The sequence below is a fragment of the Caulobacter sp. LARHSG274 genome (assembly GCF_052871235.1).
In genome coordinates this window covers 120,855-146,610 of the sequence record NZ_JBIXJO010000004.1, presented here as the reverse complement: position 1 = coordinate 146,610, position 25,756 = coordinate 120,855, and the positions used below count along the sequence as shown (strand labels likewise).

The window sequence follows — 25,756 nt, the reverse complement described above, 5'->3', positions numbered from 1 at the left end:
ACAGATCCTGGAACAGGCCGGTTTGAACCTCCCGGCCCCGTCGACCCGCCTGTCCCGCGACCGTCCCCGGCAGACCTTGGAGCCTTCTGAGCCCCGCCGCCCGCCGCGATCCGATCGCCAGGCCCAGGCGGCCCCGCTCGGTTCCATCTCCATCGCCGCTTCGGGTCGGTACCAAGCGCCCTCCTCCGCGACGGAGACAGGTTTGATTGTGCGGGAGGTTTGAGCCCTGGCGGGTGGGTGACGCTGGTTATTTTTCAGGGCGTTGAAGTTGCTGGGGTTCTGGGCGCGGGGGACGGGGATGGAGGCCGTTGGATCCCCATTCCCGCCCTTGTAGCGGGAGCCCCTCTATCTTTTCCTTCTCCCTTGATGGGGGAAGGTGGCCGCGAAGCGGTCGGATGGGGGTGAACGCGCAGCGTTCCTCGCGCCGCCAGCTCAGCAGTCACCCCCATCCCCGGCCCTTCCCCCATCAAGGGGGAAGGGAGCTTGCCCCGCCGCCCCCTTTCCAACCGCCCCGGGCGGATGCGGACTTCGAAGGAACCGGACCTTCTAGGGGGCGGCAAAGGGTGGATTGCGGACGAGCGCGAAGGTCGAGTTGACTCAAAAAACTACGCATGTAATCCAAATGCACATAGTCCTGCGCAAAGGTGACTAATGCTTCGGTTCCTGGCAGTTGTTTTGACAAGCTGGCCAATGCTTTTGAGCTGTTCCCCCGATCAGCAGCACCAGGAAGATATGAAGGCGAGGCAAGCGTTGCTGGGCCCATCGTTTTGGCGCGCAGACGTTGTCGATGACTCCGGCGGACGTGCCGGCTCGGTCCTCTTTTTCGCCGATAGCAGCGTGGTTGAGCTGTTTTCTCGCCCGAATGCCGAGATTAATGGTCAGGTTTGCAAGGAGACCATAGTCACAACGCTCAAGGAAAATGAGTACCTTGGCAAGTGCGAAGCGTTTGGTGATTTGTACGGACTGAGCGTGAATACTACTGGCGATCGGAAGAGTGATTTCACTGTCAGATTTGCCTTGATCCCGCTTCAATCATCCCTGGGAAGGGTCGTTCAATCCCGCCGCTACAGGCGAGTTGGCGGTTGCCCGGCGGGCTGGAAGCTTGGAGACCAAGGGCACGGGCAAGGCAAGCCCATGTCGAACATTCTGTCGGGGGAGCGATACGCTCGATGAGTTGAACAGCTGGCCCGACACCAAGCGCGAGCGCCCGGTAAGGGTCGAAAAGCCGCCGAAGCGCTTGTCGGAACGCGTCGGGTCAGCCTAGCTTCTCAGGCCCTCACCGGAACGCCCCCATGATCGCCACCACCCGCCGCACCGCCCTGCTGTCGGCCTTCGCCACCGTGGGGACCGGCGCCCTGGCCGCGACGCCGCGCTCGGCGGGGGCGGCCGAAACCGGCAAGGCCGCGGCGGCGGTCGACCTCTACGCCCAGCAGGTGATGGCCGCCTTCCCCGACCAACCCGGCCTGGGAATCTGCGTCGTCGAGGACGGCGAGATCACCCTGGCCAAGGGCTATGGCGTCAAGCGCCTGGGCGGGACCGACAAGGTCGTCGACTCCACCCTGTTCGGGGTGGCCTCCAACACCAAGGCCTTCACCGCCGCCGCCCTGGCCATGCTGGTCGAGGCGAACAGGGTCGAATGGGACGCGCCGGTCACCCGATACCTGCCGACCTTCGAGATGAGCGATCCGGTCGTCACCCGGCTGATGACCGTGCGCGACCTGCTGTGCCACCGCTCCGGCCTGACCCTGGGGGCCGGCGACCTGATGATCTGGCCCAATCCCACCCACAGCCGGGCCGAGATCGTCGCGGGGCTGAAATACCTGCCGATCGGGACCGGTTTCCGCAGCGGCTACGCCTATGACAACGTGCTCTATGTGGTGGCCGGCGAGGTGATCGCCGCCGTCACCGGCGCGCCCTGGGAAGCGTTCATCCAGGCGCGGATCCTCGACCCGCTGGGCATGGCCGACAGCGTCCCCCTGCCTTCCCTGGTCGGCCAGCGCTCGCGGGCCGAGCCCCACGCCCGCATGGGACCGCCGGTGCGCGGCCTGGGCCCCCAGACCGTCCTGCCCTATGACGGCAGCTTCGACGCCGCCGGGGCGGCCGGCGGCCTCAACACCTCGCCGCGCGACATCGGCAAGTGGATGCGGGCGCAGCTGGGCCTGGGAACGCCGCCGGGCGGCAAGCCGCTGTGGACCGAGGCCTCGGCCCGCGAGATGTGGAAGCCCCACACCCTCACCGCCTGGTACGACGGTCCGACGGCCGAGAACCCGGTGCGCCCGACCCTGCAGGCCTATGGCCTGGGCTGGTTCATCCAAGACCATCGCGGCGAGCGGCTGCTGTCGCACACCGGCGGCCTGGCCGGCTTCATCTCCTATACCGGCCTGCTGCCCGGCCGGCGGTCGGGGATCATGGTGATGACCAACGCCGAGGAGAACCCCGTCCTGCGGTCCCTGCGCTACGGCGGGCCCGACCGGTTGCAGGGGCGCAGCGACTTCGACTGGATCGCCTCCAGCCGGCGGGTCCAGGCCCAGACCGACGAAAAGACCGTCAAGGAGGCCGCCGAGGCCGTCACCCCCAAGGGCGGCGGCGTCAAGCCGAGCCTGCCGCTGGCCGCCTATGCCGGCGTCTATCGCGATCCCTGGTACGGGACGATCACGGTGTCGACGGCGGGGAAGAAGGGCCTGAAGATCGCCTTCGACAAGACCCCGGCCCTGAAGGGCGCGCTGGAGACCTTCGACGGCGACACCTTCCGCACCCGCTTCGACGACCGCTCGCAGGAGGACGCCTTCGTGGCGTTCTCGGTCAAGGACGGCGCCGTGACGGGCGCCACGATGCGCGCGGTCTCGCCGCTGGCGGACTTTTCCTATGATTATCAGGATTTGAAGCTGACGAGGGTGTGACGACCGCGAGGGCGATCCCCTACCGCGGCCGCCAGGCCTCGGCGATGAAGGCGATCTGGCGGTCCATGGCCGCCGACAGCTCGACGGCCTGGACGGCGCCGCCGGCCGCGGCCAGGCGGTAGTTCCAGGCGTAGGTCGCCTTGAGCACGTCTACCGCCAGCCCTGGATCGACGTCCGGGCGCACGTCGCCGCGCCGTATGCCGTCCTCGATCACGTCGTGCAGCATCCGGCTGAGCCGTTCGTTGCGACCGAACGGTTTGACGCCGGGTTCGTTGGCGGGATTGTAGGAGGCGGCGATGTGGGCCAGGAACAGCTTCACCCGCCGGGTCTCGAACTCGTAGTGAATGGCGAAGATCGAGCACAGCCGGTCGGCGGTGGAGCCGCGCAGATAGGGCACGACGCGGTCGAACTCGGCATAGAGCTCGCCCAACCGCTTTTCCATCACATGGCTGAGCACCTCGGCCTTGGAAGCGAAGGTGGTGAAGACGCTGCCGACCGAAACCCCCGCCCGTTCGGCGATCGCCCGGATGGTGGTCTCGTCGTAGCCCGTCTCGTTGAAGAGGTCGCGCGCCGCGTCGAGAACCTTCTCGCGCGTCGCCTGTTTCTGATCGTCCCGTACGCCCACGCACTCTCCCCCCGGATCGCCTGCGTCGCAATATTTTGTCCGGGGGCCGCCGCGCCGACAAGGAGCGGCGGCCCCCGGTCGTGACTTAAGCGCGTGCGCCCGCCAGAATGACTTTCAGTTGCTCCGAAAGCCGCGCCAGCAGTGCTTCAACCGACCAGGCGTCGAAGATCGCCCGGCGGTAATTGGCGACATACACGTCCCAGATGATCTCGGCGAGCAACTTCGCGTCGATATCGGCCTTCAGCTCGCCCCGTTCGACGCCGCGGGCCAGAACGCCGTCCAGCAGGGCGAAGATGTGCTTGAGATGGCTGCGGTTGCGGCGTTCGGCGGTTTCCGAACGGGTCCACGACACGGCGATGCTGGCCTGCAGCAGCGGCAGTTGCTCGATGTGGAAGCCGTAGGCGACGGCGAACATGCCGATCACGCCCTCGTCGACGCTCTGGGCGTCCTGGCCGGCCTGCCGCATCTGGGCGTAGATGATTTCGTAGTCGGTGGTCAGGATCTCGTCGAACAGCTCCGACTTGTCGGCGAAGCTGGCGAACACCGCGCCCGTCGACATGCCGGCGGCCTGGGCGATGTCGCGGATGGTCGCGCCCTCATAGCCCCGCTCGGTGAACAGGCGGCGAGCCGCCGACAGCACCCGCTCGCGGGTGCGCTGCTTGGCCAGGGCCCGGCGGGTCAGCTTGGCCGGGGCGTCGGTCGGGGATTCGATATTCAGGGATACAAAGCTCATGCAACGGCCTCCAGGCGAGCAAGCGCAGCCTCGGCGCGCTTCTCGAATTCAATGCAATATTCGTCGACGACGTTCTGAAGGACGTCGGCGTAGCGCCGCGCCAGGGCGCGGCCATCCTGTGCGGCGTCGCGCAGGTCGGTGATCAGCTGGCGGACTTCCGCCATGGCTTCTTCGCGTTCGGACGCGGAGAAGTCGACGAGGGCGCAAGCGCTTTGAGCCATTCTGGTCTCTCCTGCCTCCCCGCTGGGACATGGCGTCGAAATGATCTGCGGTGAGGAGATGATCATGTTCAACGAACGCACACTAGGCATTGAGGTCGGCGGCTTTACGCGTCAGCGCAAGGGGTTGCAACCGAAAAGCAGCCCATAAATCGCCAAATGGTAGCGTTTTATCGATGTATGGTACCGGTACACCGAAGTCACTGCGACAAATGCGCTCAACGAACGCAGTCGACGAACGCGGTATCGGTTCGAATCAGCACTGGGACGCCGGATCAAACGACGGACGGGCGGACGCACTCTGGCCAAGCCTGGGCGGAGCGCCTAGTTTGCCGCCATGGACAGACTGTTCGATCTTCTGATCCCCATCGCGTTGGGCGCGGTGCTGATCACCCTCTGCGTCGGCGTCTTCGCCCTGTTCAAGGGCGGAGATTTCGGACGCTCCTATTCCAACAAGCTGATGCGCCTGAGGGTGGTGCTGCAGTTCGTGGCCATTCTGGTGCTGGCGGCCGCCTTCTGGTGGCGTAGTCACTAAGCATCGTGCGGAAAAGTGGACGCCGGTTTTCCGCAAAAACGATGCGCAAACAAAAAGCTAGAGCCGGTCGCGTGAGTCTCGTATCGCACGTTCGGCTCTAGCAAACGCGATGACCGCTTTCCGCTTCCGACGGGAGCGGCCATCGCGCCTAAGCTACGAACACTTCCAAGCCACTGGATACTGAAAGCCACTGAGGAAACAGCGGAACCGGCGCGGGGGGATGCGGCGCTTCCGTAAGGCGAGTTGAGCAGAACCGCGCACGAATAGCGCTAGGACAAGTTGCCCTAGGACATATTGCCCCTGGCGCCGTGGACTGAGGACCGATCGATGGTGACACTGAACCGGATCTATACTCGCACCGGCGACCAGGGCCTGACGCGACTGTCGACCGGTCAGCCGGTCAGCAAGGCCTCGCTGCGGGTCGAGGCCTATGGCGGGGTCGACGAGACCAACGCCTTCGTCGGCGTCGCCCGCCAGCACACCGGCGGCGACCCTGAGCTCGACGCCCTGCTCGAGCGCATCCAGAACGACCTCTTCGACCTGGGCGCCGACCTGGCCACCCCTGAGCAGAACGGAAAGCCCGACTGGGAGCCGCTGCGGGTGGTCGACAGCCAGGTCGAGCGGCTGGAGCGCGAGATCGACGCCATCAACGCCCGGCTCTCGCCCCTGACCTCGTTCGTCCTGCCCGCCGGCTCGCCGGCCGCCGCGGCCCTGCACGTGGCCCGCACCGTCTGCCGCCGCGCCGAGCGCAAGGTGGTGGAACTGGCGGGCGTCGAGGGCGAGATCGTCGGCGGCCCGGCGCTGAAATATCTCAACCGCCTGTCGGACCTGCTGTTCGTGGCGGCCCGGCGAGCCAATGCCGACGGCGCGGCCGACGTGCTGTGGAAGCCGGGGGCGACGCGGTAGTTCGCCGGCTGCGGCGCAAGGGCGCTACTTCTTCGCCGCGCCGGTCATCTTCTTCGGATCGGTGTTGATCGGCGGCACGTTCAGCGGCCGGCGGGTCAGGGTCTCGATCGAATAGATCGTGCCGCACTTCATCCACCGGCCCGCCCAGACCCCGCCGCGCGCCTCGCAGCGCGCCTTGGGCCAGACCCAGAAGTAGTGATAGGCCACGACGCTGAGGCTGCCGGCCAGGAACAGGCCGAAGAAGGCGATCTGCAGGCGGGTGATATTGCTCTTCATGAGCGCCTCATAATCGCCCGTCGCCGGGCTGGCCAGAGCCATGTGCGCCGCGGTCGCGTTCGAACGCGGTCAGAGCCCGCGGGCGAACAGGTCCGCCTTGCCGATCGGAACCCCGTGCGCGCGCAGGATCCCGTAGGCCGTGGACAGGTGGAAATGGATGTTGGTGGTCGCGAACACCGCCAGCCACTGGCCGGCCGGCAGGGTCGGCTCCATGTGCTCGCCGATCTTGAACGCCAGCGGGACCTGGTCGCGGCCCTCGAACTGCGCCGGCGTCAGGGCGGCGAGGTCGTGCCGGGCGTCGGCGATGGCCTGCTTGAACTGCGCCACGCTGAGGTCGACGCCGACGGCCGGCGCTTCCAGCAGGCCGGCGACCCTGGCGGGCCATTGGCGCGAGAAGTTGATGGCCACCATCAGCTGAAAGCTCAGCGGGTGCATGTCGTCGATCAGCCGCCAGGCTAGCATCTCGGTCTCGCTCACGCCCTCGGCGGCCGCGTGCGCCACGCCCTTGTCCAGCAGGTGCGCGGCCGTAGCCAGCGCCCGGTCGTACAGATCAATGAAGCTATAGAGATTGACAGTCACGATGCGCTCCCCGTTTCGTCGAGCAGCGCTTGTCCCACCGCCGCGCGCCGGCCGCCAGGGGCTTCGTGCAATTTGCGCGCGCAACGCGGCAGACGCCCGGCCTGAACTGTCCTACGGTCGTTTGAACGCAAGGGCGATATGGCTATTACGCTTACGTCAGGGGAAGCTTGCAAACCTGGACGGACGCGGTAATGGCGTCCAAGCAGGCAGGAAATACTAGCCAGGAGGCGGCGTAGACCGATGAAGGTTCTGGTCCCGGTCAAGCGGGTGATTGACTACAATGTGAAGGTTCGCGTGAAGGCGGACCAGAGCGGCGTCGACCTGGCGAACGTCAAGATGTCGATGAATCCGTTCTGCGAGATCGCGGTCGAGGAGGCCGTGCGGCTGAAGGAGAAGGGCGCCGCCGACGAGGTGGTGATTGTCTCGATCGGACCGCAGCAGGCGCAGGAGACCATCCGCACGGCCCTGGCCATGGGCGGCGACCGCGGGATCCTGATCGTCACCGACGCCGATCCGGAACCGTTGGCGGTGGCCAAGCTGCTGGCGGCGGTCGTGGCCGAGGAGAAGCCCGGCCTGGTGCTGATGGGCAAGCAGGCGATCGACGGCGACAACAACGCCGTGGGCCAGATGCTGTCGGCCCTGCTGGACTGGCCGCAGGCGACCTACGCCTCGGCCGTGGAGATCGCCGGTGCGACCGCCAAGGTCACCCGCGAGGTCGACGGCGGTCTGCAGACCCTGGAGGTCGACCTGCCGGCGGTGGTCACCGCCGACCTGCGCCTGAACGAGCCGCGCTACGCCTCCCTGCCCAACATCATGAAGGCCAAGAAGAAGGAGATCGCCAGCAAGACGGTCGCCGACTACGGGGTCGACATCGCCCCGCGCCTGACGGTGCTGAAGGTGGCCGAACCGGCCAAGCGCTCGGCCGGCGTCAAGCTCGAGTCCGCCGCCGACCTGGTTTCCAAGCTCAAGACCGCGGGAGTGCTGTAAATGGCTGTTCTGGTCGTCGCCGACAACGACAACGCGCACCTGCGCGACGGCACCCACAAGACCGTCACCGCCGCCCTGAAGCTGTCGTCCGACGTGGACGTGCTGGTCATGGGCCAGGGCGCCCAGGCCGTGGCCGAGGCCGCCGGCAAGATCGCCGGCGTGCGCAAGGTGCTGCTGGCCGACAGCCCGGCCCTGGGCCATGGCCTGGCCGAGGCCCAGGCCGCGGCGGTGCTGGCCCTGGCCGGCGGCTATGACGCCATCCTGGTCCCGGCCACCGCGGGCGGCAAGAACTTCGCCCCGCGCGTGGCGGCCAAGCTGGACGTGGCCCCGATCAGCGACATCGTCGAGGTGGTCGGCCCCGACACCTTCACCCGGCCGATCTACGCCGGCAACGCCCTGGAGACCGTCCAGAGCTCGGACGCCAAGAAGGTGATCACCGTGCGCCCGACCGCCTTCGCGGCGGCGGCGGAAGGCGGCTCGGCCCCGGTCGAAGCGGTCGGCGGCGCCGAGGCGGCCAAGACCCGCTTCGTCAGCGAGGAGATGGTCAAGTCCGACCGTCCCGAACTGGCGGCCGCCAAGATCGTCGTCTCCGGCGGTCGCGCCATGGGCTCGGCCGAGGAGTTCAGCAAGATCATCGAGCCCTTGGCCGACAAGCTGGGCGCCGCGGTCGGGGCCAGCCGCGCCGCGGTCGACGCCGGCTACGCCCCCAACGACTATCAGGTCGGCCAGACCGGCAAGGTCGTCGCCCCGGCCCTCTACATCGCCATCGGCATTTCCGGGGCCATCCAGCACCTGGCTGGCATGAAGGACAGCAAGATCATCGTCGCCATCAACAAGGACGCCGACGCCCCGATCTTCCAGGTCGCCGACTACGGCCTGGTCGCCGATTACAAGGCCGCCGTCCCCGAACTGATGGACGCCCTGGCCGCGGCGGGGAAGTAGCCCTTCCCATTGGACGGACGGAGAGGGCCCGGGAGCGATCCCGGGCCTTTTTCTTTGGCCCGAGCCTTCGCGGAGCAATCTCGATCTCCCCCTCACTTCGGACTGTCGATCGGGATGCCCGCGGCCCAGGCGAAGGCGTCGCCCTTGACCGGCGAGTTGGAGTTGTCGGCCGAGGCCATCAGCATCGAGAGGACGGCGACGCCGGCGATCAGCAGCAGTTTCATCGGAGCACCTGTGAGTTTGAATGTCGGCCACGGCGGCCTTGCACACACAAGATGCCCCTGCGTGACACGCTTTGCGAACGATGGTATCTGCGCTGACTTGTGAGTTGAGCTAACATCTATGCGCCTGCCGCCGTTCCTGACCCTCACCGCCCTGGAAGCCGCCGCCCGCCACCAGAGCTACAGCCGCGCGGCCCGCGAGCTGCACGTCACCCACGGCGCGGTCAGCCAGCAGATCCGCAAGCTGGAGGACGAGCTGGGGACCAGGCTGTTCGTCCGCCAGGGTAACGCCATGATCCCCACCGCCACCGGCCAGCGCCTGGCCGGCCAGGTGACCGCCGCCCTGGCGACCCTGCACGTCGGCGTCGACGAGGCCCGGATGGCCGCCCGCGGGCCGCTGGTGATCAGCAGCGGCGCCGCCTTCGCCAGCCGCTGGCTGGTCCCCCGCCTGGCGCGCCTGGCCGAGGAGACCGGCGAGCCCGACCTGATCGTCCGGGCCGAGGACCGGGTCGCCGACCTGGCGACCGACGGCGTCGACATCGCCCTGCGCTTCGGCCGCGGGTCGTGGCCGGGCGTCGAGGTCGCCACCCTGATGATCGAGCGGATCTTCCCGGTCTGCAGCCCCGACTTCCTGGTCCGCCACCCGATCCGCGAGCCGCGCGACCTTCTGGACGCGCCGCTGCTGCGCCATGTCGGCCTGCCGTGGTCGATCTGGCTGACGGCCATGGGCATTGACGAGGCGCCGCGCCAGCAGGGCCTGGGCTTCGAGGACACCGCCCTGATGCTCGACACCGCCGCCCACGGGGTGGGCGTGGCCCTGGCCCGCAGCGGCCTGGCCGAACGCGACCTGCGCGAAGGCCGGCTGGTCCGTCCGTTCGCCGGCGAGGTCGGCGTCGAGACCGGCAACCATTTCGTCTGGCGCGCCGACAGTCCCAAGCTGGCCCGGATTCTCAAGCTGCGCGACTGGTTCCTGGCCGAGACGGCCGACCGGCGAGCCTAGCTCGGCCCTTCCGTCACCGCGTTCAGCCCGTCGGCGAACCGCCGCATCAGCCGCACCAGGTCGTCGAAATCCTCCTGGCTCCAGGTCGCGAACAGCTCCAGGGCCATGCGCCCGCGCGCCGCGTCGACCGCGTCGGTCGCCGCCTTGCCGCGCGGCGTGATCACCGCCTCGCGAACCCGGCCGTCGGCCGGGCTGGCTCGCCGCTCGACCAGGCCCAGCGCCTCCAGCCGGGCGACCTGGCGGCTGACCGTGGTGTGGTCGCGCCCGACCCGCCCGGCCAGGTCGACCACCCCGATCGGCCCCAGCCGCTCGACCAGCACCAGCAGCGGGAACAGCGCCCGCTCCAGCGCCAGGCCGGCCTTTTCCAGCATGGCCGCGTCGTTCTCGGGTCGGTTCAGTGCGCTGACGAGGTCGACCAGCGACCGGTGCAGCTCGGGCAGGGATTGCAGGATATGTGTACTTTGCACGGTTTTTGTTGACACGCGCCTCACCGCCTCGGTATGTGTGCGAAATACACATATCGAGGCGACCATGACCCAGCAAGTCCCCATCGCGGTCCTGATCTGCGGCGCCGGCGCGGCCGGCCTGACCCTGGCCATCGACCTGGCCCGGCGGGGCGTGTCGCTGCGCCTGATCGACAAGCTGCCGGCCCCGTTCGCCGGCTCGCGCGGCAAGGGCGTCCAGCCCCGCACCCTGGAGGTGTTCGAGGACCTGGGGGTCATCGACCGGATGGCGGCCGCCGGCGGCCCCTACCCGCCGCAACGGCTGCATCGCGCCGACGGGATCCAGGTCGACGCCCAGGACATCACCGTCGCGCCGCCGACCGCCGAGGAGCCCTACCGCACGCCCCTGATGATCCCGCAGTTCCGGACCGAAGCGGTGCTGCGCGAGCGGCTGGCCGAGTTCGGCCAGGCGGTGGAATACGGCCGCGAACTGGCCGCCTTCGACCAGGACGCCGAGGGCGTGACGGCGACGGTCGCCGGGCCGGACGGGATCGAGACGATCCGCTGCCGCTATCTGGTCGGCGGCGACGGCGGCCGCTCGTTCGTGCGCCGCACGCTGGGGATCGGCTTCCCCGGCCAGACGCTCGGCGTGCGGGCCATCGTCGCCGACATCGTGCTGGAGGGCCTGTCGCGCGACGCCTGGCATCGGTCGGGCGAGGGCGACATGGCCCGGCAGGTCGGCTTTTGCCCGCTTGCCGGCACGGACCTGTTCCAGCTCCAGGCCCCTATCCCGCTGGACGGCGAGGTCGATCTTTCCGCGTCCGGTCTCCAGGCCCTGATCGACGATCGCTGGCCGACCGGCGGCCTGACGGTGCGCAGCGTCGCCTGGGCCTCGGCCTACGCCATGAACGCCCGCCTGGCCGATCGCTACCGCGTCAGCCGCGTGCTGCTGATGGGCGACGCCGCCCACATCCATCCGCCGACCGGCGGCCAGGGCCTGAACACCAGCGTCCAGGACGCCTACAATCTCGGCTGGAAGCTCGCGGCCGTGCTGGCCGGCGCGCCCGACGCCCTGCTTGACACCTATGAGGCCGAGCGCCGTCCAATCGCCGCCGGCATGCTGGGCCTGTCGGTCGGCCTGCTCGACAAGGCCAGGCAGGGCGAGATCAAGCGGGGCCGCGAGGTGCACCAGCTGGACCTCGGCTATCGCGCGTCGTCCTTGGCCCTGACGATTGACGGGGAGCGTCCCGGCGACGGCGTCCAGCCCGGCGACCGCGCGCCGGACGGCCGCCTGCGCAGCGCGGGCGGGCAATCCAGGCGACTGTTCGACCTGTTCGCCGGACCGCACTGGACCCTGATCGCCCGCGCCGTCGACCCGGTCCGCCTGCCGGCGCCCCGCCCCGGGCTGCGCATCCGCCGGATCGGCGCGGACGGCGAATTCCAGGACCCCGACGACGTCCTGGGCGCGACCTACGGCCTGGCCGACGGCGCGTTCCTGCTGGTCCGTCCCGACGGCCATGTCGGCGCCATGATCGCCGCCGGGGATGTGGCGCGGCTGGAGGACTATCTCTCCGGAGTCGGCCTGGCTTCGCCCTCGAAGCGCGACGCATGGGCGGCCTGACGTTTCCGCCCGGCGGGCGGCGAGGCTCGACGACCGGATGAACACGCTTGGCGCAGGACGGGCCAGGAGAGACTCCTTTCAGGCCGGGACGCGGCTTTTCCGCCTCACGCGATCTCTCGCTGAGGGAATGGAAAGGGACGCGGAGCGCCGGACGACGTCCGGAGTTCTTTGATAAATACCGTTTCGACGAAGCCGATCGCTCCGCGCGCTCGTTTTCCGTCCGCGTCCGGTAGGCGGCCCTGTTAAGGCCTAGCCGGACTCCGGAACCCCGCCGTTTCCGACGGGCCCCGGCGACGAGGGCGCGGATCTTCGACACACGCGCTTTATCCTCGTCGACGCCGACGGCGGGCGGGGCCTGCAACGCCAGGCTCCCCGGACACGCTGGAGTAACCCCCTCCAGCCCAGTCCCGCTCGATCGCCCCCCGCCGCCGCATCGGTCGCTGGCCATGCGCCCTTTCCTTGCGACGAGGTGAGTTCAGGATAAGGGCGCCGGGAAAGGGTGAGGATAAACGATTTTGGCGCATTGATTTTGCTGGGGAAACACGCCGGAGGAGGGGAGGATAAGAATTCTTTCTCCTTCCCCCTTGATGGGGGAAGGTGGCCCCGAAGGGGTCGGATGGGGGTGAACGCGAAGCGTTCTTCTCGCCGCCGGCTCAGCAGCCACCCCATCCCTGACCCTTCCCTCATCGAGGGGGAAGGGAGCGCGCTGGTGCGCCGCCTCACCCAGGACGGCGGCGGGATAACCGGTAACACAACCGCCAGGCCCGGAATCCCTTCTGGCGCACCGGTTCGGCGACTTCGGCGGCCGCGGTTTCCGCTGCATCGCAGCAAAGCCTTGGCGACTGTGGGGTTGCTCGTGCTAGAAACCACCCAGGAAATCGGGTGTGACGCGTCAGGTCCCGTCCGCCTCGAGCGAAGGCTAGTCTGAATGGCTGATATCAAGACGGTCGGCGTGATCGGCGCCGGTCAGATGGGGTCGGGGATCGCGCATGTCTGCGCGCTGGCCGGTTACGACGTGCGGCTGCACGACATTTCGCGCGAACGCATCGAGGCCGGCCTGGCCCTGATCGAAAAGAACATGGCCCGCCAGGTGCATCGCGGAATCATCGACGAGGCGGCCATGGCCGCCGGCCTAGCGCGGATCACCGCCGCCGAGGCGCTGGCCGACATCGGCGCGACCGACCTGGCGATCGAGGCCGCCACCGAGAACGAAGAGACCAAGAAGGCGATCTTCCGCAGCCTGCAGCCGCACCTGAAGGACACCACCCTGCTGGCGTCCAACACCTCGTCGATCTCGATCACCCGCCTGGCCTCGGCCACCGACCGCCCCGAGCGGTTCATCGGCCTGCACTTCATGAATCCCGTGCCGCTGATGAAGCTGGTCGAGATCATCCGCGGCATCGCCACCGACGTGCCGACCTATGAGCGGGCCGTGGCCTTCGCCAAGTCGCTGGGCAAGATCACCAGCAACGCCGAGGACTTCCCCGCCTTCATCGTCAACCGCGTGCTGGTGCCGATGATCAACGAGGCGATCTACACCCTGTACGAGGGCGTCGGCACGGTCGACGCCATCGACACCGCCATGAAGCTGGGCGCCAACCACCCGATGGGCCCGCTGGAGCTGGGCGACTTCATCGGCCTGGACACCGTGCTGTCGATCATGAACGTGCTGTACGAAGGCCTAGCCGACAGCAAGTACCGCCCCTGTCCGCTGCTGGTGAAATATGTCGAGGCCGGCTGGCTGGGCAAGAAGGCCGGGCGCGGCTTCTACGACTACCGCGGCGAGGTTCCGGTCCCGACGCGGTAGGGGGCGCAGCAAGTCACCAAACGGTCTGGACCCGCCAATGGACGCAGGCGCTGATCAGGTCTTCATCGGCGGTAATCAGGCGAAGGCCTCTGCGCTCCGCCTGCGTCGCGATGATGCGGTCCCACGGATCTCGATGTCGGTTGTCCAGCCGGGCGGCGTCAAAGGCGTCGGCGGGGTCAATGTTCAACCATTCGAACCCGAGCATCGGAACAATTCGCGGTATGTTTCTGGGCAGCCGATAGAGAAGTCGATCTCGCTCACGTTTGTATTCGATCTCGTAGACACTCGCGGCGCTGACGAATAGGCGCGCGCCGGCATCCTTGACGCAGTCATAAGCACGGCGAGAAAAGCGCTCAGGAGCCGCCATCCACCAGATCAAAGCATGGGTATCGAGGAGAAAGTTCATTTCTCCGGCGTCTGCGGCCGGTAGAAATCGTCCTCGTCGTGCGCTTCCGCGAGCTCGGCGAACTCAGGGTCTGGACGAAAGAAGATGTCCGGGTCGTCCATGGGTCCCAGGTGGGCCCAGACACCAGGAATCCGCTCGATACGCTTGGCGGGAGCCGCAACCTTCGTAACGATCGCGACGGTCTCCCCGTCTCGCGTCAGCAGCACGTCTTCGCCTGCGTCGATGTGCGCGACGAGTTCGGCCACCGTGGCCTGTTCCGCTATGTCGACCCGGACCGTCATGCACGAAGCATAACACGGAACACAACCGGAACAAGCCCTACCCCGCCCCCAGCGCCACCGCGACGTGGTAGGTCACGAACGACGCCAGATAGGCCAGGCCGGTCATGTACAGGAACATCACCGTCGGCCAGGTCCAGCCGTTGGTCTCGCGCTTGACCACGCCCAGGGTCGCCGCGCATTGCGGGGCGAAGACGTACCAGGCCAGGAACGACAGGGCGGTGGCCAGAGACCACTGGTGCGACAGCACCGAGCCCAGGGTGGCGACCGAGGCGTCGGGATCGCCGCCGACCGCATAGACGGTGCCCAGGGCGGCCACCGCCACCTCTCGCGCCGCGAAGCCGGGGATCAGGGCCACGGTCATCTGCCAGTTGAAGCCGATGGGCTGCATGACGGGCGCGATCAGGTGGCCGATCCGGCCGGCCAAGCTGTAGTCGATGGCCGGTCCGCTCGCCCCCTCGGGCGGATAGGGGAAGGTCGACAGCACCCAGACCAGCACCATCAGCGGCAGGATGATCCGGCCGGCGCGGTTGAGGAAGATGCGGGCCCGGGTCCACAGGTTCATCAGCACGTTGCGCGGCTCGGGCCAGCGATAGGTCGGCAGCTCCATCATGAACGGCTCGACCGTGCCGCGCCAGAACAGCTTGCGGATCACGAACGACACCAGAAGGGCGCTGACGATGCCGCTGGCGTAGAGGCCGAACATCACCAGCCCCGGCAGGCTGAGCGCGCCCCAGACCCGGGTGTTGGGGATGAAGGCCCCGATGATCAGGGTGTAGACCGGGATCCGCGCCGAGCAGGTCATCAGCGGGGCGACCAGGATGGTGGTCAGCCGGTCCTGCTTGTTGTCGATCACCCGCGTCGACATGATCCCGGGAATGGCGCAGGCGAAGCTGCTGAGCAGCGGGATGAAGGCCCGGCCGTGCAGGCCCGCCCCGCCCATGATCTTGTCCATCAGGAAGGCCGCGCGGGTCATGTAGCCGCTGTCTTCCAGCACCAGGATGAAGAAGAACAGGATCAGGATCTGCGGCAGGAACACCAGCACGCTGCCGACCCCGGCGATCAGGCCGTCGGTGATGAAGCCGCGCAGCAGTCCCTCCGGCAGGGTGCTCCCGACCAGTCCGCCGACGGCGGTGAACACCGCCTCGATGCCCTCCATGGCCGGCTGGGCCCAGGTGAACACCGCCTGGAACATCACGAACAGCAGGGCCAGCAGGATCAGCAGGCCGCCGACCGGGTTGAGCAGCACCGCGTCGACCTTGCCGGTCACGGTGTCGGGCCGCTCGGGCGGACGGACGCAGGCCTTGACGATGCGCTGGGCCTCGCGGTGGGCGGCGCGGATCTCGGCGGCGGTCGGCTCGCGCCAGACGTTTTCATGCGCGCCCTGCTGGCCGATCGCCAGGGCGTCGGCCTTGGCGACCAGTTCCTCCAGGCCGCGCTTGCGGGTGGCCACGGTGGTGACGATCGGCGCGCCGATCTCGGCCGACAGCCGCTCCAGGTCGATCCGCAGGCCCTGGCGCTGGGCGATGTCGTACATGTTGAGGGCCAGGACGAACGGCCGCCCCACCTGCTTGAGCTCCAGCACCAGCCGCAGCACCAGCCGCAGGTTGGTGGCGTCGGCCACGCAGATCACCACGTCCGGGGCGGTCTCGCCGGCCAGGCGGCCCAGCACCGCGTCGCGGGTCACCGCCTCGTCGGGGCTGCGGGCCCGCAGGGAGTAGGTGCCGGGCAGGTCGAGCACATGGGCCCCGCGGCCGCCGGGCAGGGTCAGCACGCCTTCCTTGCGCTCGACGGTGACCCCGGCGTAGTTGGCGACCTTCTGGCGGCTGCCGGTCAGGGCGTTGAACAGGGCGGTCTTGCCGGAATTGGGATTGCCGACCAGCGCCAGGCGCGCGGGCCGCGAGACGGCGGTGTCGGTCAAGACGTCAGGCCTCTTCGAACTGGACGGTGACGGCGGCGGCCTCGCGGCGGCGCAGGGCGACGCGCATGTCGTCGATGCGCACGGCGATCGGGTCCCGCCCGAACAGGCCCTCGTGCAGCACCTCGAACAGGGCTCCCTCGACGAAGCCCATCTCCAGCAGACGACGCTCCAGCTCCTCAGGATCGATAGACTCCGCCTGCCCCGTCTCGCCGCCGACCCGCACGATGACCCCGCGCTGACCCTTACGGGCCTTGCTGAGCGGGCTTTCGGCGCCGCGAGCTGCGGCGGGGAGGTCGGCGATTTCGGGAGCTAGGTTGAGAACGTCGGACATGGTCGCACCGGAAAAACTTGCGAACGATTATCAGTCTAAAGCCGCGCTGTCATGTCACGAATGGGGCGAGGCCGCGGGCGCGGCTCCTTACGGGTCGGTCGCGCTGCGCTGCGATCCTCCGCTATCGCGGAAATTGCGCTTGACGACAGTTGCGGCGGCTGGCTCGCATCAGGCCATGAACTTGACCGTCCCCAATCTCGCCCGCGCCCTGATCCTGGCAGCCGCCACGACGGTCTTGGGCGGCTGCATCGACGACGCCACGGGCAAATGGATCGATCCGGTGACCTTGTCGTCGGCGGTGGGGCAAGGCGTGGTCAAGTCGCGCAGCGCCGCCAAGCCGCCCCTTGAGTGGGAGGCCTTGTGCAGGAGCGGCTTTACGCTGGAACGCGCCCAGCCAGCCCCTGCCCCGGACGGCCTCGCCATCTCGGGCGGCCCGGCGACGATCGCCCTTGCGCTGAAACGAACGGGCGCGACCTACGCCGTCCTTCACATCGACGCGACGGACGGGGGCTGGCTGGCGCCGCTGATCACCGAGCCCGGCGTCTATCGCGTGCGGCGGCGCGGAGATCCGGCCTACTGCGACGCCCAACTGGACCAGGTGGTCAGCGACTGGAGCCGGCAGGGCAAAGCCTGGAAGACTGCGGCGGGGCAATGCCTTGCCGCCGAGCGCGTCGGCCCATACACCGCCCTGAACCTCGGTCCCGGCTCGCCCATGGCCCCCTATTTTGTGCGCGGCGTGGTCGAGGAGCGGATGCTCGGCGGTGATTTCAAGGTTGAAATCTACGGCGAGGCCTTGGTCGAGCGGGCGACCGGTCGGGAGATCGTCCGCCGTATGAACAGGGCGTCCCTGACTTGGCGCCTTCCGGACGCCGACCACATTTACTGGGGCGAGCGCCGCTCTTGCGGGCCGGGCAGTAAGATGGGGCCGTTCATCGGCTTAGAGGGCCAGCGCCTTTTCGCGCCGATCTGAGACCTTGCTCGCCTCAATCAAGGGGAATCCGCCCCGCCGACGGTTCCCGCGTGTTCACGAGAACCTGATTTGTGGTTAAGGCGCGGCGTAATGGCCCACGCGCGTTAATCTGTTCGACTCACGGCCAGGGCGACTCCCATAATCAATCTTGACGATTCGTAGGGACCCCTCGATGCGAAGGCTGATGCTGGCGCTGCTGACCGGCGCCTATCTCTGTCTGGCCTTGGTCGTCTCCCTCGCCCTGTGGCGGATGGGAGCCGCGCCGGCCGTGGGCCTGGCAGCCTTCATCGGCGCCATGGGCCTGTGCCTGGCCGTGCATGGCGTGATCGCCGGCGTCCTGCAGGGCGCGGCCCTGCGCGTCGACATCGAGACCATCCGCGAGGCCCACGGCATCCTGCTCGAGCAGATCGAGAAGGTCGACGCCCGCATCACCGGCCTGCTGGAGAGCGTCGCCGACGACGCCCAGCGCCGCTCGGCCGAACTGACCAGCGAGGTCCACCAGCTGGAAGACCTGGTCGTCCGGATGAGCGACCGCCTCGAACACCAGCTGAGCTACCAGGTCGAGGTGGCCCGCGCCGAGCCGCGCGGCCGCTCGCCCCAGTCCAGCGCCCTGATCGAGGTGGTGCAGGACGCCCTGGCCGAAAACCGGGTCGACCTCTACCTGCAGCCGGTCGTCAGCCTGCCCCAGCGCCGCACCGTGTTCTACGAGAGCTTCTCGCGCCTGCGCGACGAGACCGGCCGGATCATGATGCCGGCCGAATACCTGGCCGTGGCCGAGCCCGAGGGCCTGACCGCCGCCATCGACAACCTGCTGCTGTTCCGCTGCGTGCAGATCGTCCGCCGCCTGGCCAAGCAGGACCGCAAGGTCGGAATCTTCTGCAACATCTCCCTGGCCAGCCTGGCCGACGAGGCGTTCTTCGCCCAGTTCCTGGAGTTCCTGCAGGTCAACAAGGACCTGGCCGGGGCTCTGATCTTCGAACTGGGCCAGGCCGCCTTCAACGACCGCGGCCCGGTCGAGGCCCGCCACATGGCCCGGCTGTCCAGCCTGGGCTTCCGCTTCAGCCTCGACAAGGTCACCGACCTGGACCTCGATTTCCAGGATCTGGCCCGGGCCGACGTCAAGTTCCTCAAGATCGGCGCCCAGATGATGCTCGACCAGCTGGAGGAGCAGGACGGCAAGCTGGTCATCGCCTCGCTGCCCGACCTCAACGCCGCCGACTTCGCCGGCCTGACCCGCCGCTACGGCATCGAGGTGATCGCCGAAAAGGTCGAGGCCGAACGCCAGGTGGTCGACGTGCTCGAACTCGACATCGGTTACGGCCAGGGCCACCTGTTCGGCGAGCCGCGCGCCATCCGCGACTCGGTGCTGGCCGAGGCCGACCCGCCGCAGGACTTCATGCGCGGAGCGCTGCGGCGGCGCGCGGGGCGATAGGGCTCTGTGCGCTCGTCAGGCGAATGTCGAGACGAGCGGAACTCAGCGCGGTACCGCAAAGTTGAACGGAATCAAGATCGGCTCGTCGGTCGGCACACCGTCAATACTCTGGGGGCTGTAGCGGAAGTCCTTGCTCATCCGCTGAGCGGCGTCGCCAAAGCCGTAATCCAGCGGTGCCTCCGTCGTCACCTGGCAGCCATCAGGACGGCCGTCGATCAAGCCCGCACAAGTCAAGACGACCTGACCGCTGACCTCCATGCGCTGGGCCCGAGCGGGAAAGAAGCGCCACGGATCGGGGGGCGACGCCAGCACGGTCTGCGGTCGGTAGTCGAGCACCCCGGAAGCGACCGTCGGAGGGACGGCGACAGCGGGAAACAGCCGGGGATCGGCGAGCGGACCCGTCGACAGCATCAATTCGACCCATGATCCGATTGTTGAGCGTCCCTCATCGGTCCAGCTCCGAACCCTGACCTTGCTCAGGTTCTCCAGCACCTGACGCGCCACCTCGGGATCGGCCGGTTCGCTGTCGAGCACTACGCAGCGCTCCAGCTGACCGCCCTGGCCCGCTTGGCAGCGCAGACGGGACCGACCCTTGACGACCGGCGGCCCTTCGACCTTTGCAACGGTCTTCCCCTTTGGCGCGACCGCTATCAGACCGGCGAACGGATTCGCATCCCACGCCCAATCGACCAGACCGATTCGATTATCGAAGGCGACCGAAAAGGAAATCCGCTCTGGGTCCGCATGAGTCAAGCTGAACCGGTCCGCCAGCGCCAGAGCCGCCGCCCCGAAGCCCTCTCCGGCGGGTGACTCGGCGGCGATGCGGCAATCCTTCAGCTCGCCCGCCTTGGTCGCGGTGCAGTCGAGCCGGGCCACTCCTTCCCGTCCCCGCGCTTTGGCCGCCGGCGGATAAGCCGCCTGGACCTCAGTAGGGGTGGGGACCGAAACCCAAGCGTTCGAGGGCCGGCGGCCGCCCTCGAAACGGCGGCAACGGACGTCGCAGAAGAAATAGACCTGGATCGGGATCGACATCGCTGCCGGGACGCCGTTCTTGCGGGCCGGCGCGAACCGGAACAGGGGCGTCACCTTCAATGCCGCTTCACCGAAGCCATGACCCAAGCCGTTCTCTTTACTGACGGTGCAGGAGGTCAAACGCCCCTCCAGGGTCACCGTGCACCACAGATTGACGGAGCCCTCGACCCCGCTGAACCGCGCCACGCGCGGCCAGGCGTCATATAGGGCGTCCGCCGACGGCTCCTCGATGCGCTCAGGGAGCACATAGTCCGTCCCGGCCGCGCGGACAGCCTTCACCTCGCGCGGCTTGAAGACGATCCGGAGGGACTCAAAGCGGGCAAAACGCCGATCATCGGCGGTAGGGGCGCTGGCCTCGTAGCGCTTGACCAGGGCTAGAGCGGCAGCGCCGAACCCTTCGCCCTCCGGGGCCTCCAAGGTCAGCCGACAAGCCCAGACGGCGTCGTCATGCTCAAGACAGCCAACGGTCGCTTGGCCCTCCAGCCCCTTGGCCTTGGCCGCCGCCGGATAGAACGTCTCGATCTCGTCGGGACGCACCCGCAGCACTGGGGCGCCTGTCCCCTCCTGAGCTGCCGTTGTCCACGCCAGGCAAGAAGCCAGACAGGCGGCGACAGCCGCCGCCAAGACGTTAAAATGTTTCATCCCGCGCCCGCGCCCCATCCGGTGTACGTGCAACCTAGAGGGCGGGTTCAGCCTCGACAAGGATTCGGCCGCGGACGCTTGTCGTAGGCCATGGAGCCGCCAGGTTCTCGGCCGGGAGGCGCGCTTGATGTCGCCCCTGATCATGGGCCCTTCCGCGCTGGCGACAAACCTGACCCGAAGCCGCGCCGACAGCAACCCGGCGTTGCGATCGGCCGCGGCCGCCTCTAGAACCCGACCATGCTGATCGAGACCACCGACGCCCATTTCGCCGCCCTGATCGTCGGCGCCGCGCCCGAGGGGCTGACCGTCGCCGAGGGCGGGGTCGAGGGGACGGAGGTGCTGGAGATGCTGCGCGACCTGTCGGCGACGGTCGGCGAGGCCTTCACCCCCAACGCCTGGATGATGGTCGAGGACGGCGAGGTGGTCGGTCTGTGTTCGCTGGTCCGGGTGCCCTATGTCGGCGACACGGTGATGATCGGCTATGGCGTCGCCGAGTCGCGGCGCCAGCGCGGCGTCGCCCGGCGGGGGGTGGCGGCGCTGCTGGACTGGGCCCGCGGCGACGACCGGGTCTCGACCGTCACCGCCGAGACCGCCGTCGACAACCTGGCCTCGCAGCGGGTGCTGGAGGTCAACGGCTTCGAGCGCTTCGACTCGCGGACCGACGAGGAGGACGGGCCGCTGTTCTGCTGGCGAGTCGAGGTCTGAAGCCGCGAAGGTCGCTCGCTCAGCGCGCCGTCGCCACCTCGGATTGGGCCGGGGTCTTGGCGATCTGCACCGGGTTGCAGGCCGCCAGCTGTTCGGCCGACAGCGCCACGCCGCGATAGCCGAAGCTGGTGACCGGACCCAGTTCGCGGGCCAGGCGCTTGCAGCTGCGCAGGGGCGGCAGCGACTTGACCTGGGTGGCGCGGCAGACCTCGCCCTGGCAGCGCCAGATCGCGCCGTCGAAGACGATGTGGTCCTTGGCGGCGGGCGCGCTGAGGGTCAGCCAACCGCCCTCGGGCTTGATTTCGGCCATGGCCGAGCCGCCCGTCGCGGCCAGGGCCGCGACGGCGAAGATAAGATTGCGCATGGTATGGCTCCGGGGAGGAGGTTTCGGGGGGTACGCCTACTGAAACGGTGTCAGGCCGCGGCCTTGAACAGGGTGAACTCCTCGCCTAGCGCCCGGGCCACCGAGGGCCGGGCCTGCAGGCGGTCGCGATAGGCGGCCAGGGCGGGATAGGGCGTCAGGTCCAGCGCCACGTGCCGGGCCCAGGTCAGCATCACGAACAGATAGGCGTCGGCGACGCTGAACCGGCCTTGCAGGAATTCGCGGCCGGTCAGATGGGCGTCGAGGACGGCCAGGCGCGGGGCGGCGGCGGCGCGGGCGAAGGCCTTGGCCCCTTCCGGCGCCTTGGGGTCCAGCAGGGCGATGAACACGCCGGTGTGCAGCTCCGAGCCGATGAAGCTGAGCCATTTTTGCACCCGGCGGCGCTCGGCGCCCTCGGCGGGGATCAGGCCGGCGGCCGGGAAGCGGTCGGCGACATATTGCAGGATCACCGGGTTCTCGAAGATCAGTTCGCCGTCGTCGGCGCGCAGCACCGGCACCTGGCCCATGGGATTGAGGCTCAGGAACGCGGTCCCGTCCTCGACCCGCTTGGGCGAGGCCCGGGTGTCGACCCGCAGGAAGTTGATCTGGGCGCCGGCCTCATAGGCGGCGATCCGCGTCGCCATCGAGCAGGCCATCGGCGAGAAATAGAGATCCATCCGACCCTCCGTTTGCATTTTCATACCATCTCGCATAAAAATAGCGGACGCAAGGTTTTTATTCGAAATGGTACAAAAATCGAATCCGGCCGGAGCTGCGGCTGATCAGAGCAAGCGTCGCGGACGGCCGCGCGCCTATGACCCCGAGGTCGCCCTTTGGCAGGCGACGGAGACCTTCTGGGACCAGGGCTATGCCGGGGCCTCGCTGGACGACCTGAGCGCCGCCACCGGCATGAACCGGCCCAGCCTGTACGGGGCCTTCGGCGACAAGCAGACGCTGTTCCGCGCCGCCCTGGAAAACTATCTGGACCAGTCACGGGCGAGGATGATCCCGGCCTTCCGCGGCGGCGGCACGCTGCGCGAGGCGCTGGACCGCGTCTATCATGCGGCCCTGGGCTTCTACACCTCCGGCGACACGGGCGGACGCGGCTGCTTCCTGGTCAGCGCCGGCCTGGGTCAGGCCGTGGTCGATCCGGCCGTGCGCCAGATGGTCGCCGACGGCATGCATGAGATGGACCGCGGCTTCGAGCGGCTGTTCGCCCGCGCCCATGCGGCCGGCGAGCTGCCGACGGATGCGGACCATGCGGCGTTGGCCAAGGTGGCCGGCGTGATGATCAACGCCCTGTCGGTGCGGGCCCGGGCCGGCGAGACCCGCGAGCAGCTGGACGCCACCATCAAGGCGGCCCTGGACCTGATCTGCGGACCGCAAGCATCGGAATGACGGGCCGGCGGCCGGAGCGCATTCTCCCTTCCAACGAAAGGAGACCCTCCGATGACCGCTTCGACCTATCTCGACGACGACGCACGCTGGGAGGCCCTGCGCCGCCGCGACCGCGACGCTGAAGGCGCCTTCTTCATCGCCGTGCGCACCACCGGCGTCTATTGCCTGGCCAGCTGCGCCGGGCGGCCTCTGCGCAAGAATGTGGAGTTCCACGATACGCAGGAAAGCGCCAGGGCCGCCGGCTTCCGCCCGTGCCTGCGCTGCAAGCCCGACCAGCCGCGCGAGACCCTGCGCTGGGCCACGGTTCCGACCAGCCTGGGCCTGGCCCTGGTCGCCCGCTCCGAGGCCGGCCTGCGGCTGGTGACCCTGGGCGACGACGCCCAGGCCCTGGCCAAGGACCTGGAACGCCGCTTCCGCTCGGCCCGGCTGACGCCCGACCCGGCGGGCCTGGCCGCCGACCTGAAGGCGGTGGCGACCGAGGTCGACGGCCGCGGCGCGGCCCTGGACCTGCCGCTGGACGACCAAGGCACGCCCTTGCAACGCAAGGTCTGGGCGACGTTGCGGACCATCCCGGCCGGAACCACCCTTTGCTACGCCGAGGTGGCGCGGGCCATAGGTCGACCGACCGCCGCCCGCGCCGTGGCCCAGGCCTGCGGGGCCAATCCGCTGGCGGTGATCACCCCCTGCCATCGGGTGGTGCGGGCCGACGGCGGCCTGTCCGGCTATCGCTGGGGCGTCGAGCGCAAGCGCGCGCTGCTGGCCCGCGAAGCCGCCCGGCCCCGCGAGGCCGCGTGAGCCTGGACTGGACACGGATCGCCGCCGAGCTCGACGCCCAGGGCTGGGCCCTGACCGGCCCGCTGCTGAAGCCGCAGACCTGCGCGGCGATCGCCGGCCTCTACGACCAGGAGGCCGGCTTTCGCAGTCGGGTGGTGATGGCCCGCCACGGCTTCGGCCAGGGCGAGTACCGCTACTTCAGCTATCCCCTGCCCGACCCGGTGCAGCGGCTGCGCCAGGGGCTGTATGGGCCCCTGGCCGCGGTCGCCAATCGCTGGGCCGAGCGGCTGGGCGAGGATCGGCGCTTTCCAGACAGCCTCGACCAGATGCTGGCCCGCTGCCACGCGGCCGGCCAGACCCGGCCGACGCCGCTGCTGCTGACCTACGGCCCGGGCGACTACAACTGCCTGCACCAGGACCTCTATGGCGAGCACGTCTTTCCGCTGCAGGCCGCCTTCCTGCTGGACGAACCCGGCCGCGACTTCGAGGGCGGCGAGTTCGTGCTGGTCGAACAGCGCCCTCGCCAGCAGTCGCGGCCGCAGGTCGTGCCGCTCAAGCAGGGCGAAGGGGTGATCTTCGCCGTCCGCGAACGCCCGGCCGAGGGAACCCGCGGCGTCCATCGCCGGGTGCTGCGGCACGGGGTCAGCACCGTGCGGTCCGGACGGCGGCGGGTGCTGGGGGTGATCTTCCACGACGCGACGTGACGGCGGCCGCGCCAGCCTGCGAGAAACCCTGATCGGTCGTGCAGCAAGGGTCTTCTGGCCGCCGGGGCCGGCCGTCCCTACATCCGCTACCGTTGACGCGCCCGTCGCCGCCCGGTACCGCCCCTCTCCATGACCGACCTGCCCTCCGGCCTTTCCGCCCTCGCTGACCGCTATGACGTGCTGCTGTGCGACGTCTGGGGGGTGATCCACAACGGGGTCGAGAGCTTCCCCGCCGCCTGCGCGGCCCTGGTCGAATGGCGGGCCCATCATGGGCCGGTGATCCTGATCTCCAACGCCCCGCGCCCCTCGGCCGACGTGGTGGCGCAGCTGGACGGCCTGGGCGTGCCGCGCGAGGCCTGGAGCGCCTTCGTCACCTCCGGCGACGCCACCCGCGCCCTGCTGCGCGAGCGCGCGCCGGGCCCGGTCTGGACCGTCGGTCCCGAGCGGGACGCGGTGCTCTACGCCGACCTGGGCTTGGCCTTTTCCGGTCCGCAGGACGCGGCCTTCATCTCGGTCTCGGGCCTGCAGGACGACGAGGCCGAAGATCCCGAGGACTATCGGGCCCGCCTGGGGCTGGCGGCCGAGCGGGGCCTGACCCTGGTCTGCGCCAATCCCGACCGGGTGGTGCAGCGCGGCGACCGGCTGATCTATTGCGGCGGCGCCCTGGCCGACCTCTATGAGGGCCTGGGCGGGACCGTGCTGATGGCCGGCAAGCCCTACGCCCCGATCTACGACCTGGCCCTGGCCGAGGCCTCCGCCCTGAAGGGCGGGCCGGTCGATCGCTCGCGCGTGCTGTGCATCGGCGACGGGGTGATCACCGACGTCAAGGGCGCCCACGACCAGGGCCTGGCCTGCCTGTTCATCGCCAAGGGCATCCACGGCGAGGCGGCCATCAGCCCGGACGGGACGCTGGATCCCGTCGCCGTCGAGCGCCTGCTGGCCGCCGAGAGCCTGGGCGCGACCCACGCCATGGGCGATCTGGTTTGGTGAACCCGGGCCCGATCGCTAG

The 25,756-nt window shown here is 68.8% G+C and carries 30 protein-coding genes; 15 read left to right on the top strand and 15 right to left on the bottom strand.

Features of this window, described 5'->3' with window-relative positions; all coding sequences use genetic code 11:
* Nucleotides 1–648: 648 nt before the first annotated feature.
* A complete protein-coding gene (locus ACIPQB_RS10885; RefSeq protein ID WP_446485242.1) occupies nucleotides 649–1,032 on the bottom strand; it encodes a hypothetical protein in 384 nt (127 codons plus the stop codon).
* A gap of 260 nt (nucleotides 1,033–1,292) precedes the next feature.
* Between ACIPQB_RS10885 and ACIPQB_RS10880 the strand changes: the two genes are divergently transcribed.
* Nucleotides 1,293–2,900: a serine hydrolase gene (locus ACIPQB_RS10880; RefSeq protein WP_446485241.1), complete on the top strand. Its 1,608-nt coding sequence runs from the start codon at nucleotides 1,293–1,295 to the stop codon at nucleotides 2,898–2,900.
* Nucleotides 2,901–2,919: 19 nt separating this feature from the next.
* Here ACIPQB_RS10880 and ACIPQB_RS10875 read toward each other — a convergent pair whose 3' ends face one another.
* The 3 genes from ACIPQB_RS10875 to ACIPQB_RS10865 form a co-directional block, all read right to left on the bottom strand.
* The gene (locus ACIPQB_RS10875; RefSeq protein WP_446485240.1) at nucleotides 2,920–3,525 is read right to left on the bottom strand and encodes a TetR/AcrR family transcriptional regulator; all 606 of its coding nucleotides are present in this window, start codon (nucleotides 3,523–3,525) and stop codon (nucleotides 2,920–2,922) included.
* Between the two features lie 85 nt (nucleotides 3,526–3,610).
* Nucleotides 3,611–4,258, bottom strand: coding sequence for a TetR/AcrR family transcriptional regulator (locus tag ACIPQB_RS10870; protein ID WP_446485239.1), 648 nt, complete (start codon nucleotides 4,256–4,258; stop codon nucleotides 3,611–3,613).
* Nucleotides 4,255–4,479, bottom strand: a complete 225-nt coding sequence (locus ACIPQB_RS10865; RefSeq protein WP_446485365.1) for a hypothetical protein — start codon at nucleotides 4,477–4,479, stop codon at nucleotides 4,255–4,257. The genes ACIPQB_RS10870 and ACIPQB_RS10865 overlap by 4 nt, the downstream gene beginning before the upstream one ends.
* Nucleotides 4,480–4,813: 334 nt before the next feature.
* On the opposite strand from ACIPQB_RS10865, the gene ACIPQB_RS10860 reads away from it, so the two are divergent.
* Both ACIPQB_RS10860 and ACIPQB_RS10855 read left to right on the top strand, forming a co-directional pair.
* On the top strand, nucleotides 4,814–5,011 hold the full coding sequence (locus tag ACIPQB_RS10860; protein WP_446485238.1) for a twin transmembrane helix small protein: 198 nt from the start codon (nucleotides 4,814–4,816) through the stop codon (nucleotides 5,009–5,011).
* Between the two features lie 327 nt (nucleotides 5,012–5,338).
* Nucleotides 5,339–5,917: a cob(I)yrinic acid a,c-diamide adenosyltransferase gene (locus tag ACIPQB_RS10855; RefSeq protein ID WP_446485237.1), complete on the top strand. Its 579-nt coding sequence runs from the start codon at nucleotides 5,339–5,341 to the stop codon at nucleotides 5,915–5,917.
* Nucleotides 5,918–5,941: 24 nt separating this feature from the next.
* Here the strand turns inward: ACIPQB_RS10855 and ACIPQB_RS10850 are convergent, their stop codons facing one another.
* Both ACIPQB_RS10850 and ACIPQB_RS10845 read right to left on the bottom strand, forming a co-directional pair.
* On the bottom strand, nucleotides 5,942–6,193 hold the full coding sequence (locus ACIPQB_RS10850) for a hypothetical protein (protein ID WP_446485236.1): 252 nt from the start codon (nucleotides 6,191–6,193) through the stop codon (nucleotides 5,942–5,944).
* Nucleotides 6,194–6,262: 69 nt separating this feature from the next.
* Nucleotides 6,263–6,772, bottom strand: a complete 510-nt coding sequence (locus tag ACIPQB_RS10845) for a DUF1993 family protein (protein ID WP_446485235.1) — start codon at nucleotides 6,770–6,772, stop codon at nucleotides 6,263–6,265.
* Nucleotides 6,773–7,012: 240 nt separating this feature from the next.
* On the opposite strand from ACIPQB_RS10845, the gene ACIPQB_RS10840 reads away from it, so the two are divergent.
* Together ACIPQB_RS10840 and ACIPQB_RS10835 are read left to right on the top strand one after the other, a co-directional pair.
* Nucleotides 7,013–7,759, top strand: coding sequence for an electron transfer flavoprotein subunit beta/FixA family protein (locus ACIPQB_RS10840; RefSeq protein ID WP_446485234.1), 747 nt, complete (start codon nucleotides 7,013–7,015; stop codon nucleotides 7,757–7,759).
* Nucleotides 7,760–8,701, top strand: a complete 942-nt coding sequence (locus tag ACIPQB_RS10835; RefSeq protein WP_446485233.1) for an electron transfer flavoprotein subunit alpha/FixB family protein — start codon at nucleotides 7,760–7,762, stop codon at nucleotides 8,699–8,701.
* A gap of 92 nt (nucleotides 8,702–8,793) precedes the next feature.
* On the opposite strand, the gene ACIPQB_RS10830 is transcribed toward ACIPQB_RS10835, so the two are convergent.
* Nucleotides 8,794–8,925 carry a hypothetical protein gene (locus ACIPQB_RS10830; protein ID WP_446485232.1) on the bottom strand — a complete coding sequence of 44 codons (132 nt, stop codon included), beginning with the start codon at nucleotides 8,923–8,925 and terminating at the stop codon, nucleotides 8,794–8,796.
* A 118-nt stretch (nucleotides 8,926–9,043) separates the two neighbouring features.
* Between ACIPQB_RS10830 and ACIPQB_RS10825 the strand changes: the two genes are divergently transcribed.
* A complete protein-coding gene (locus ACIPQB_RS10825) occupies nucleotides 9,044–9,922 on the top strand; it encodes a LysR substrate-binding domain-containing protein (protein WP_446485231.1) in 879 nt (292 codons plus the stop codon).
* Here the strand turns inward: ACIPQB_RS10825 and ACIPQB_RS10820 are convergent.
* Entirely contained in the window at nucleotides 9,919–10,389 is a 471-nt protein-coding gene (locus ACIPQB_RS10820; RefSeq protein ID WP_446485230.1) for a MarR family winged helix-turn-helix transcriptional regulator, read from the bottom strand. The genes ACIPQB_RS10825 and ACIPQB_RS10820 overlap by 4 nt on opposite strands.
* Nucleotides 10,390–10,453: 64 nt before the next feature.
* Here ACIPQB_RS10820 and ACIPQB_RS10815 point away from each other — a divergent pair, with 64 nt between their 5' ends.
* Together ACIPQB_RS10815 and ACIPQB_RS10810 are read left to right on the top strand one after the other, a co-directional pair.
* A complete protein-coding gene (locus ACIPQB_RS10815) occupies nucleotides 10,454–11,986 on the top strand; it encodes an FAD-dependent oxidoreductase (RefSeq protein ID WP_446485229.1) in 1,533 nt (510 codons plus the stop codon).
* Nucleotides 11,987–12,914: 928 nt separating this feature from the next.
* Nucleotides 12,915–13,793, top strand: coding sequence for a 3-hydroxybutyryl-CoA dehydrogenase (locus tag ACIPQB_RS10810; protein ID WP_446485228.1), 879 nt, complete (start codon nucleotides 12,915–12,917; stop codon nucleotides 13,791–13,793).
* Nucleotides 13,794–13,806: 13 nt separating this feature from the next.
* Here ACIPQB_RS10810 and ACIPQB_RS10805 read toward each other — a convergent pair whose 3' ends face one another.
* Genes ACIPQB_RS10805 through ACIPQB_RS10790 form a run of 4 tightly spaced genes read right to left on the bottom strand, consistent with a single transcriptional unit; the run spans nucleotide 13,807 to nucleotide 16,729 of the window.
* On the bottom strand, nucleotides 13,807–14,199 hold the full coding sequence (locus ACIPQB_RS10805; RefSeq protein WP_446485227.1) for a type II toxin-antitoxin system VapC family toxin: 393 nt from the start codon (nucleotides 14,197–14,199) through the stop codon (nucleotides 13,807–13,809).
* On the bottom strand, nucleotides 14,196–14,480 hold the full coding sequence (locus ACIPQB_RS10800; protein ID WP_446485226.1) for a hypothetical protein: 285 nt from the start codon (nucleotides 14,478–14,480) through the stop codon (nucleotides 14,196–14,198). Before ACIPQB_RS10800 ends, ACIPQB_RS10805 begins: the two co-directional genes overlap by 4 nt.
* 37 nt (nucleotides 14,481–14,517) lie before the next feature.
* On the bottom strand, nucleotides 14,518–16,398 hold the full coding sequence (feoB, locus tag ACIPQB_RS10795) for a ferrous iron transport protein B (protein WP_446485225.1): 1,881 nt from the start codon (nucleotides 16,396–16,398) through the stop codon (nucleotides 14,518–14,520).
* Nucleotides 16,399–16,402: 4 nt separating this feature from the next.
* On the bottom strand, nucleotides 16,403–16,729 hold the full coding sequence (locus tag ACIPQB_RS10790) for a FeoA family protein (protein ID WP_446485224.1): 327 nt from the start codon (nucleotides 16,727–16,729) through the stop codon (nucleotides 16,403–16,405).
* Here ACIPQB_RS10790 and ACIPQB_RS10785 point away from each other — a divergent pair.
* The gene (locus tag ACIPQB_RS10785) at nucleotides 16,728–17,699 is read left to right on the top strand and encodes a hypothetical protein (protein WP_446485223.1); all 972 of its coding nucleotides are present in this window, start codon (nucleotides 16,728–16,730) and stop codon (nucleotides 17,697–17,699) included. The genes ACIPQB_RS10790 and ACIPQB_RS10785 overlap by 2 nt on opposite strands.
* 172 nt (nucleotides 17,700–17,871) lie before the next feature.
* The gene (gene tipF / locus ACIPQB_RS10780) at nucleotides 17,872–19,131 is read left to right on the top strand and encodes a flagella assembly cyclic-di-GMP phosphodiesterase TipF (RefSeq protein ID WP_446485222.1); all 1,260 of its coding nucleotides are present in this window, start codon (nucleotides 17,872–17,874) and stop codon (nucleotides 19,129–19,131) included.
* 42 nt (nucleotides 19,132–19,173) lie between these two features.
* Here the strand turns inward: tipF and ACIPQB_RS10775 are convergent, their stop codons facing one another.
* A complete protein-coding gene (locus ACIPQB_RS10775; RefSeq protein WP_446485221.1) occupies nucleotides 19,174–20,709 on the bottom strand; it encodes a TonB family protein in 1,536 nt (511 codons plus the stop codon).
* Between the two features lie 333 nt (nucleotides 20,710–21,042).
* Between ACIPQB_RS10775 and ACIPQB_RS10770 the strand changes: the two genes are divergently transcribed.
* Nucleotides 21,043–21,510 carry a GNAT family N-acetyltransferase gene (locus ACIPQB_RS10770; RefSeq protein WP_446485220.1) on the top strand — a complete coding sequence of 156 codons (468 nt, stop codon included), beginning with the start codon at nucleotides 21,043–21,045 and terminating at the stop codon, nucleotides 21,508–21,510.
* Between the two features lie 19 nt (nucleotides 21,511–21,529).
* Here the strand turns inward: ACIPQB_RS10770 and ACIPQB_RS10765 are convergent, their stop codons facing one another.
* A complete protein-coding gene (locus tag ACIPQB_RS10765) occupies nucleotides 21,530–21,874 on the bottom strand; it encodes a CC_3452 family protein (RefSeq protein WP_446485219.1) in 345 nt (114 codons plus the stop codon).
* A 50-nt stretch (nucleotides 21,875–21,924) separates the two neighbouring features.
* Nucleotides 21,925–22,548 (bottom strand): glutathione S-transferase C-terminal domain-containing protein, encoded by a 624-nt coding sequence (locus ACIPQB_RS10760; protein ID WP_446485218.1) that lies wholly within the window; start codon nucleotides 22,546–22,548, stop codon nucleotides 21,925–21,927.
* Between the two features lie 67 nt (nucleotides 22,549–22,615).
* Between ACIPQB_RS10760 and ACIPQB_RS10755 the strand changes: the two genes are divergently transcribed.
* The 4 genes from ACIPQB_RS10755 (at nucleotide 22,616) to ACIPQB_RS10740 (ending at nucleotide 25,737) form a co-directional block, all read left to right on the top strand.
* A complete protein-coding gene (locus tag ACIPQB_RS10755) occupies nucleotides 22,616–23,269 on the top strand; it encodes a TetR/AcrR family transcriptional regulator (protein ID WP_446485217.1) in 654 nt (217 codons plus the stop codon).
* Nucleotides 23,270–23,320: 51 nt separating this feature from the next.
* Nucleotides 23,321–24,064 carry a methylated-DNA--[protein]-cysteine S-methyltransferase gene (locus ACIPQB_RS10750; RefSeq protein WP_446485216.1) on the top strand — a complete coding sequence of 248 codons (744 nt, stop codon included), beginning with the start codon at nucleotides 23,321–23,323 and terminating at the stop codon, nucleotides 24,062–24,064.
* Nucleotides 24,061–24,747, top strand: a complete 687-nt coding sequence (locus tag ACIPQB_RS10745) for a 2OG-Fe(II) oxygenase (protein WP_446485215.1) — start codon at nucleotides 24,061–24,063, stop codon at nucleotides 24,745–24,747. The genes ACIPQB_RS10750 and ACIPQB_RS10745 overlap by 4 nt, the downstream gene beginning before the upstream one ends.
* A 129-nt stretch (nucleotides 24,748–24,876) precedes the next feature.
* Nucleotides 24,877–25,737, top strand: coding sequence for a TIGR01459 family HAD-type hydrolase (locus tag ACIPQB_RS10740; protein WP_446485214.1), 861 nt, complete (start codon nucleotides 24,877–24,879; stop codon nucleotides 25,735–25,737).
* Nucleotides 25,738–25,756: the final 19 nt, after the last annotated feature.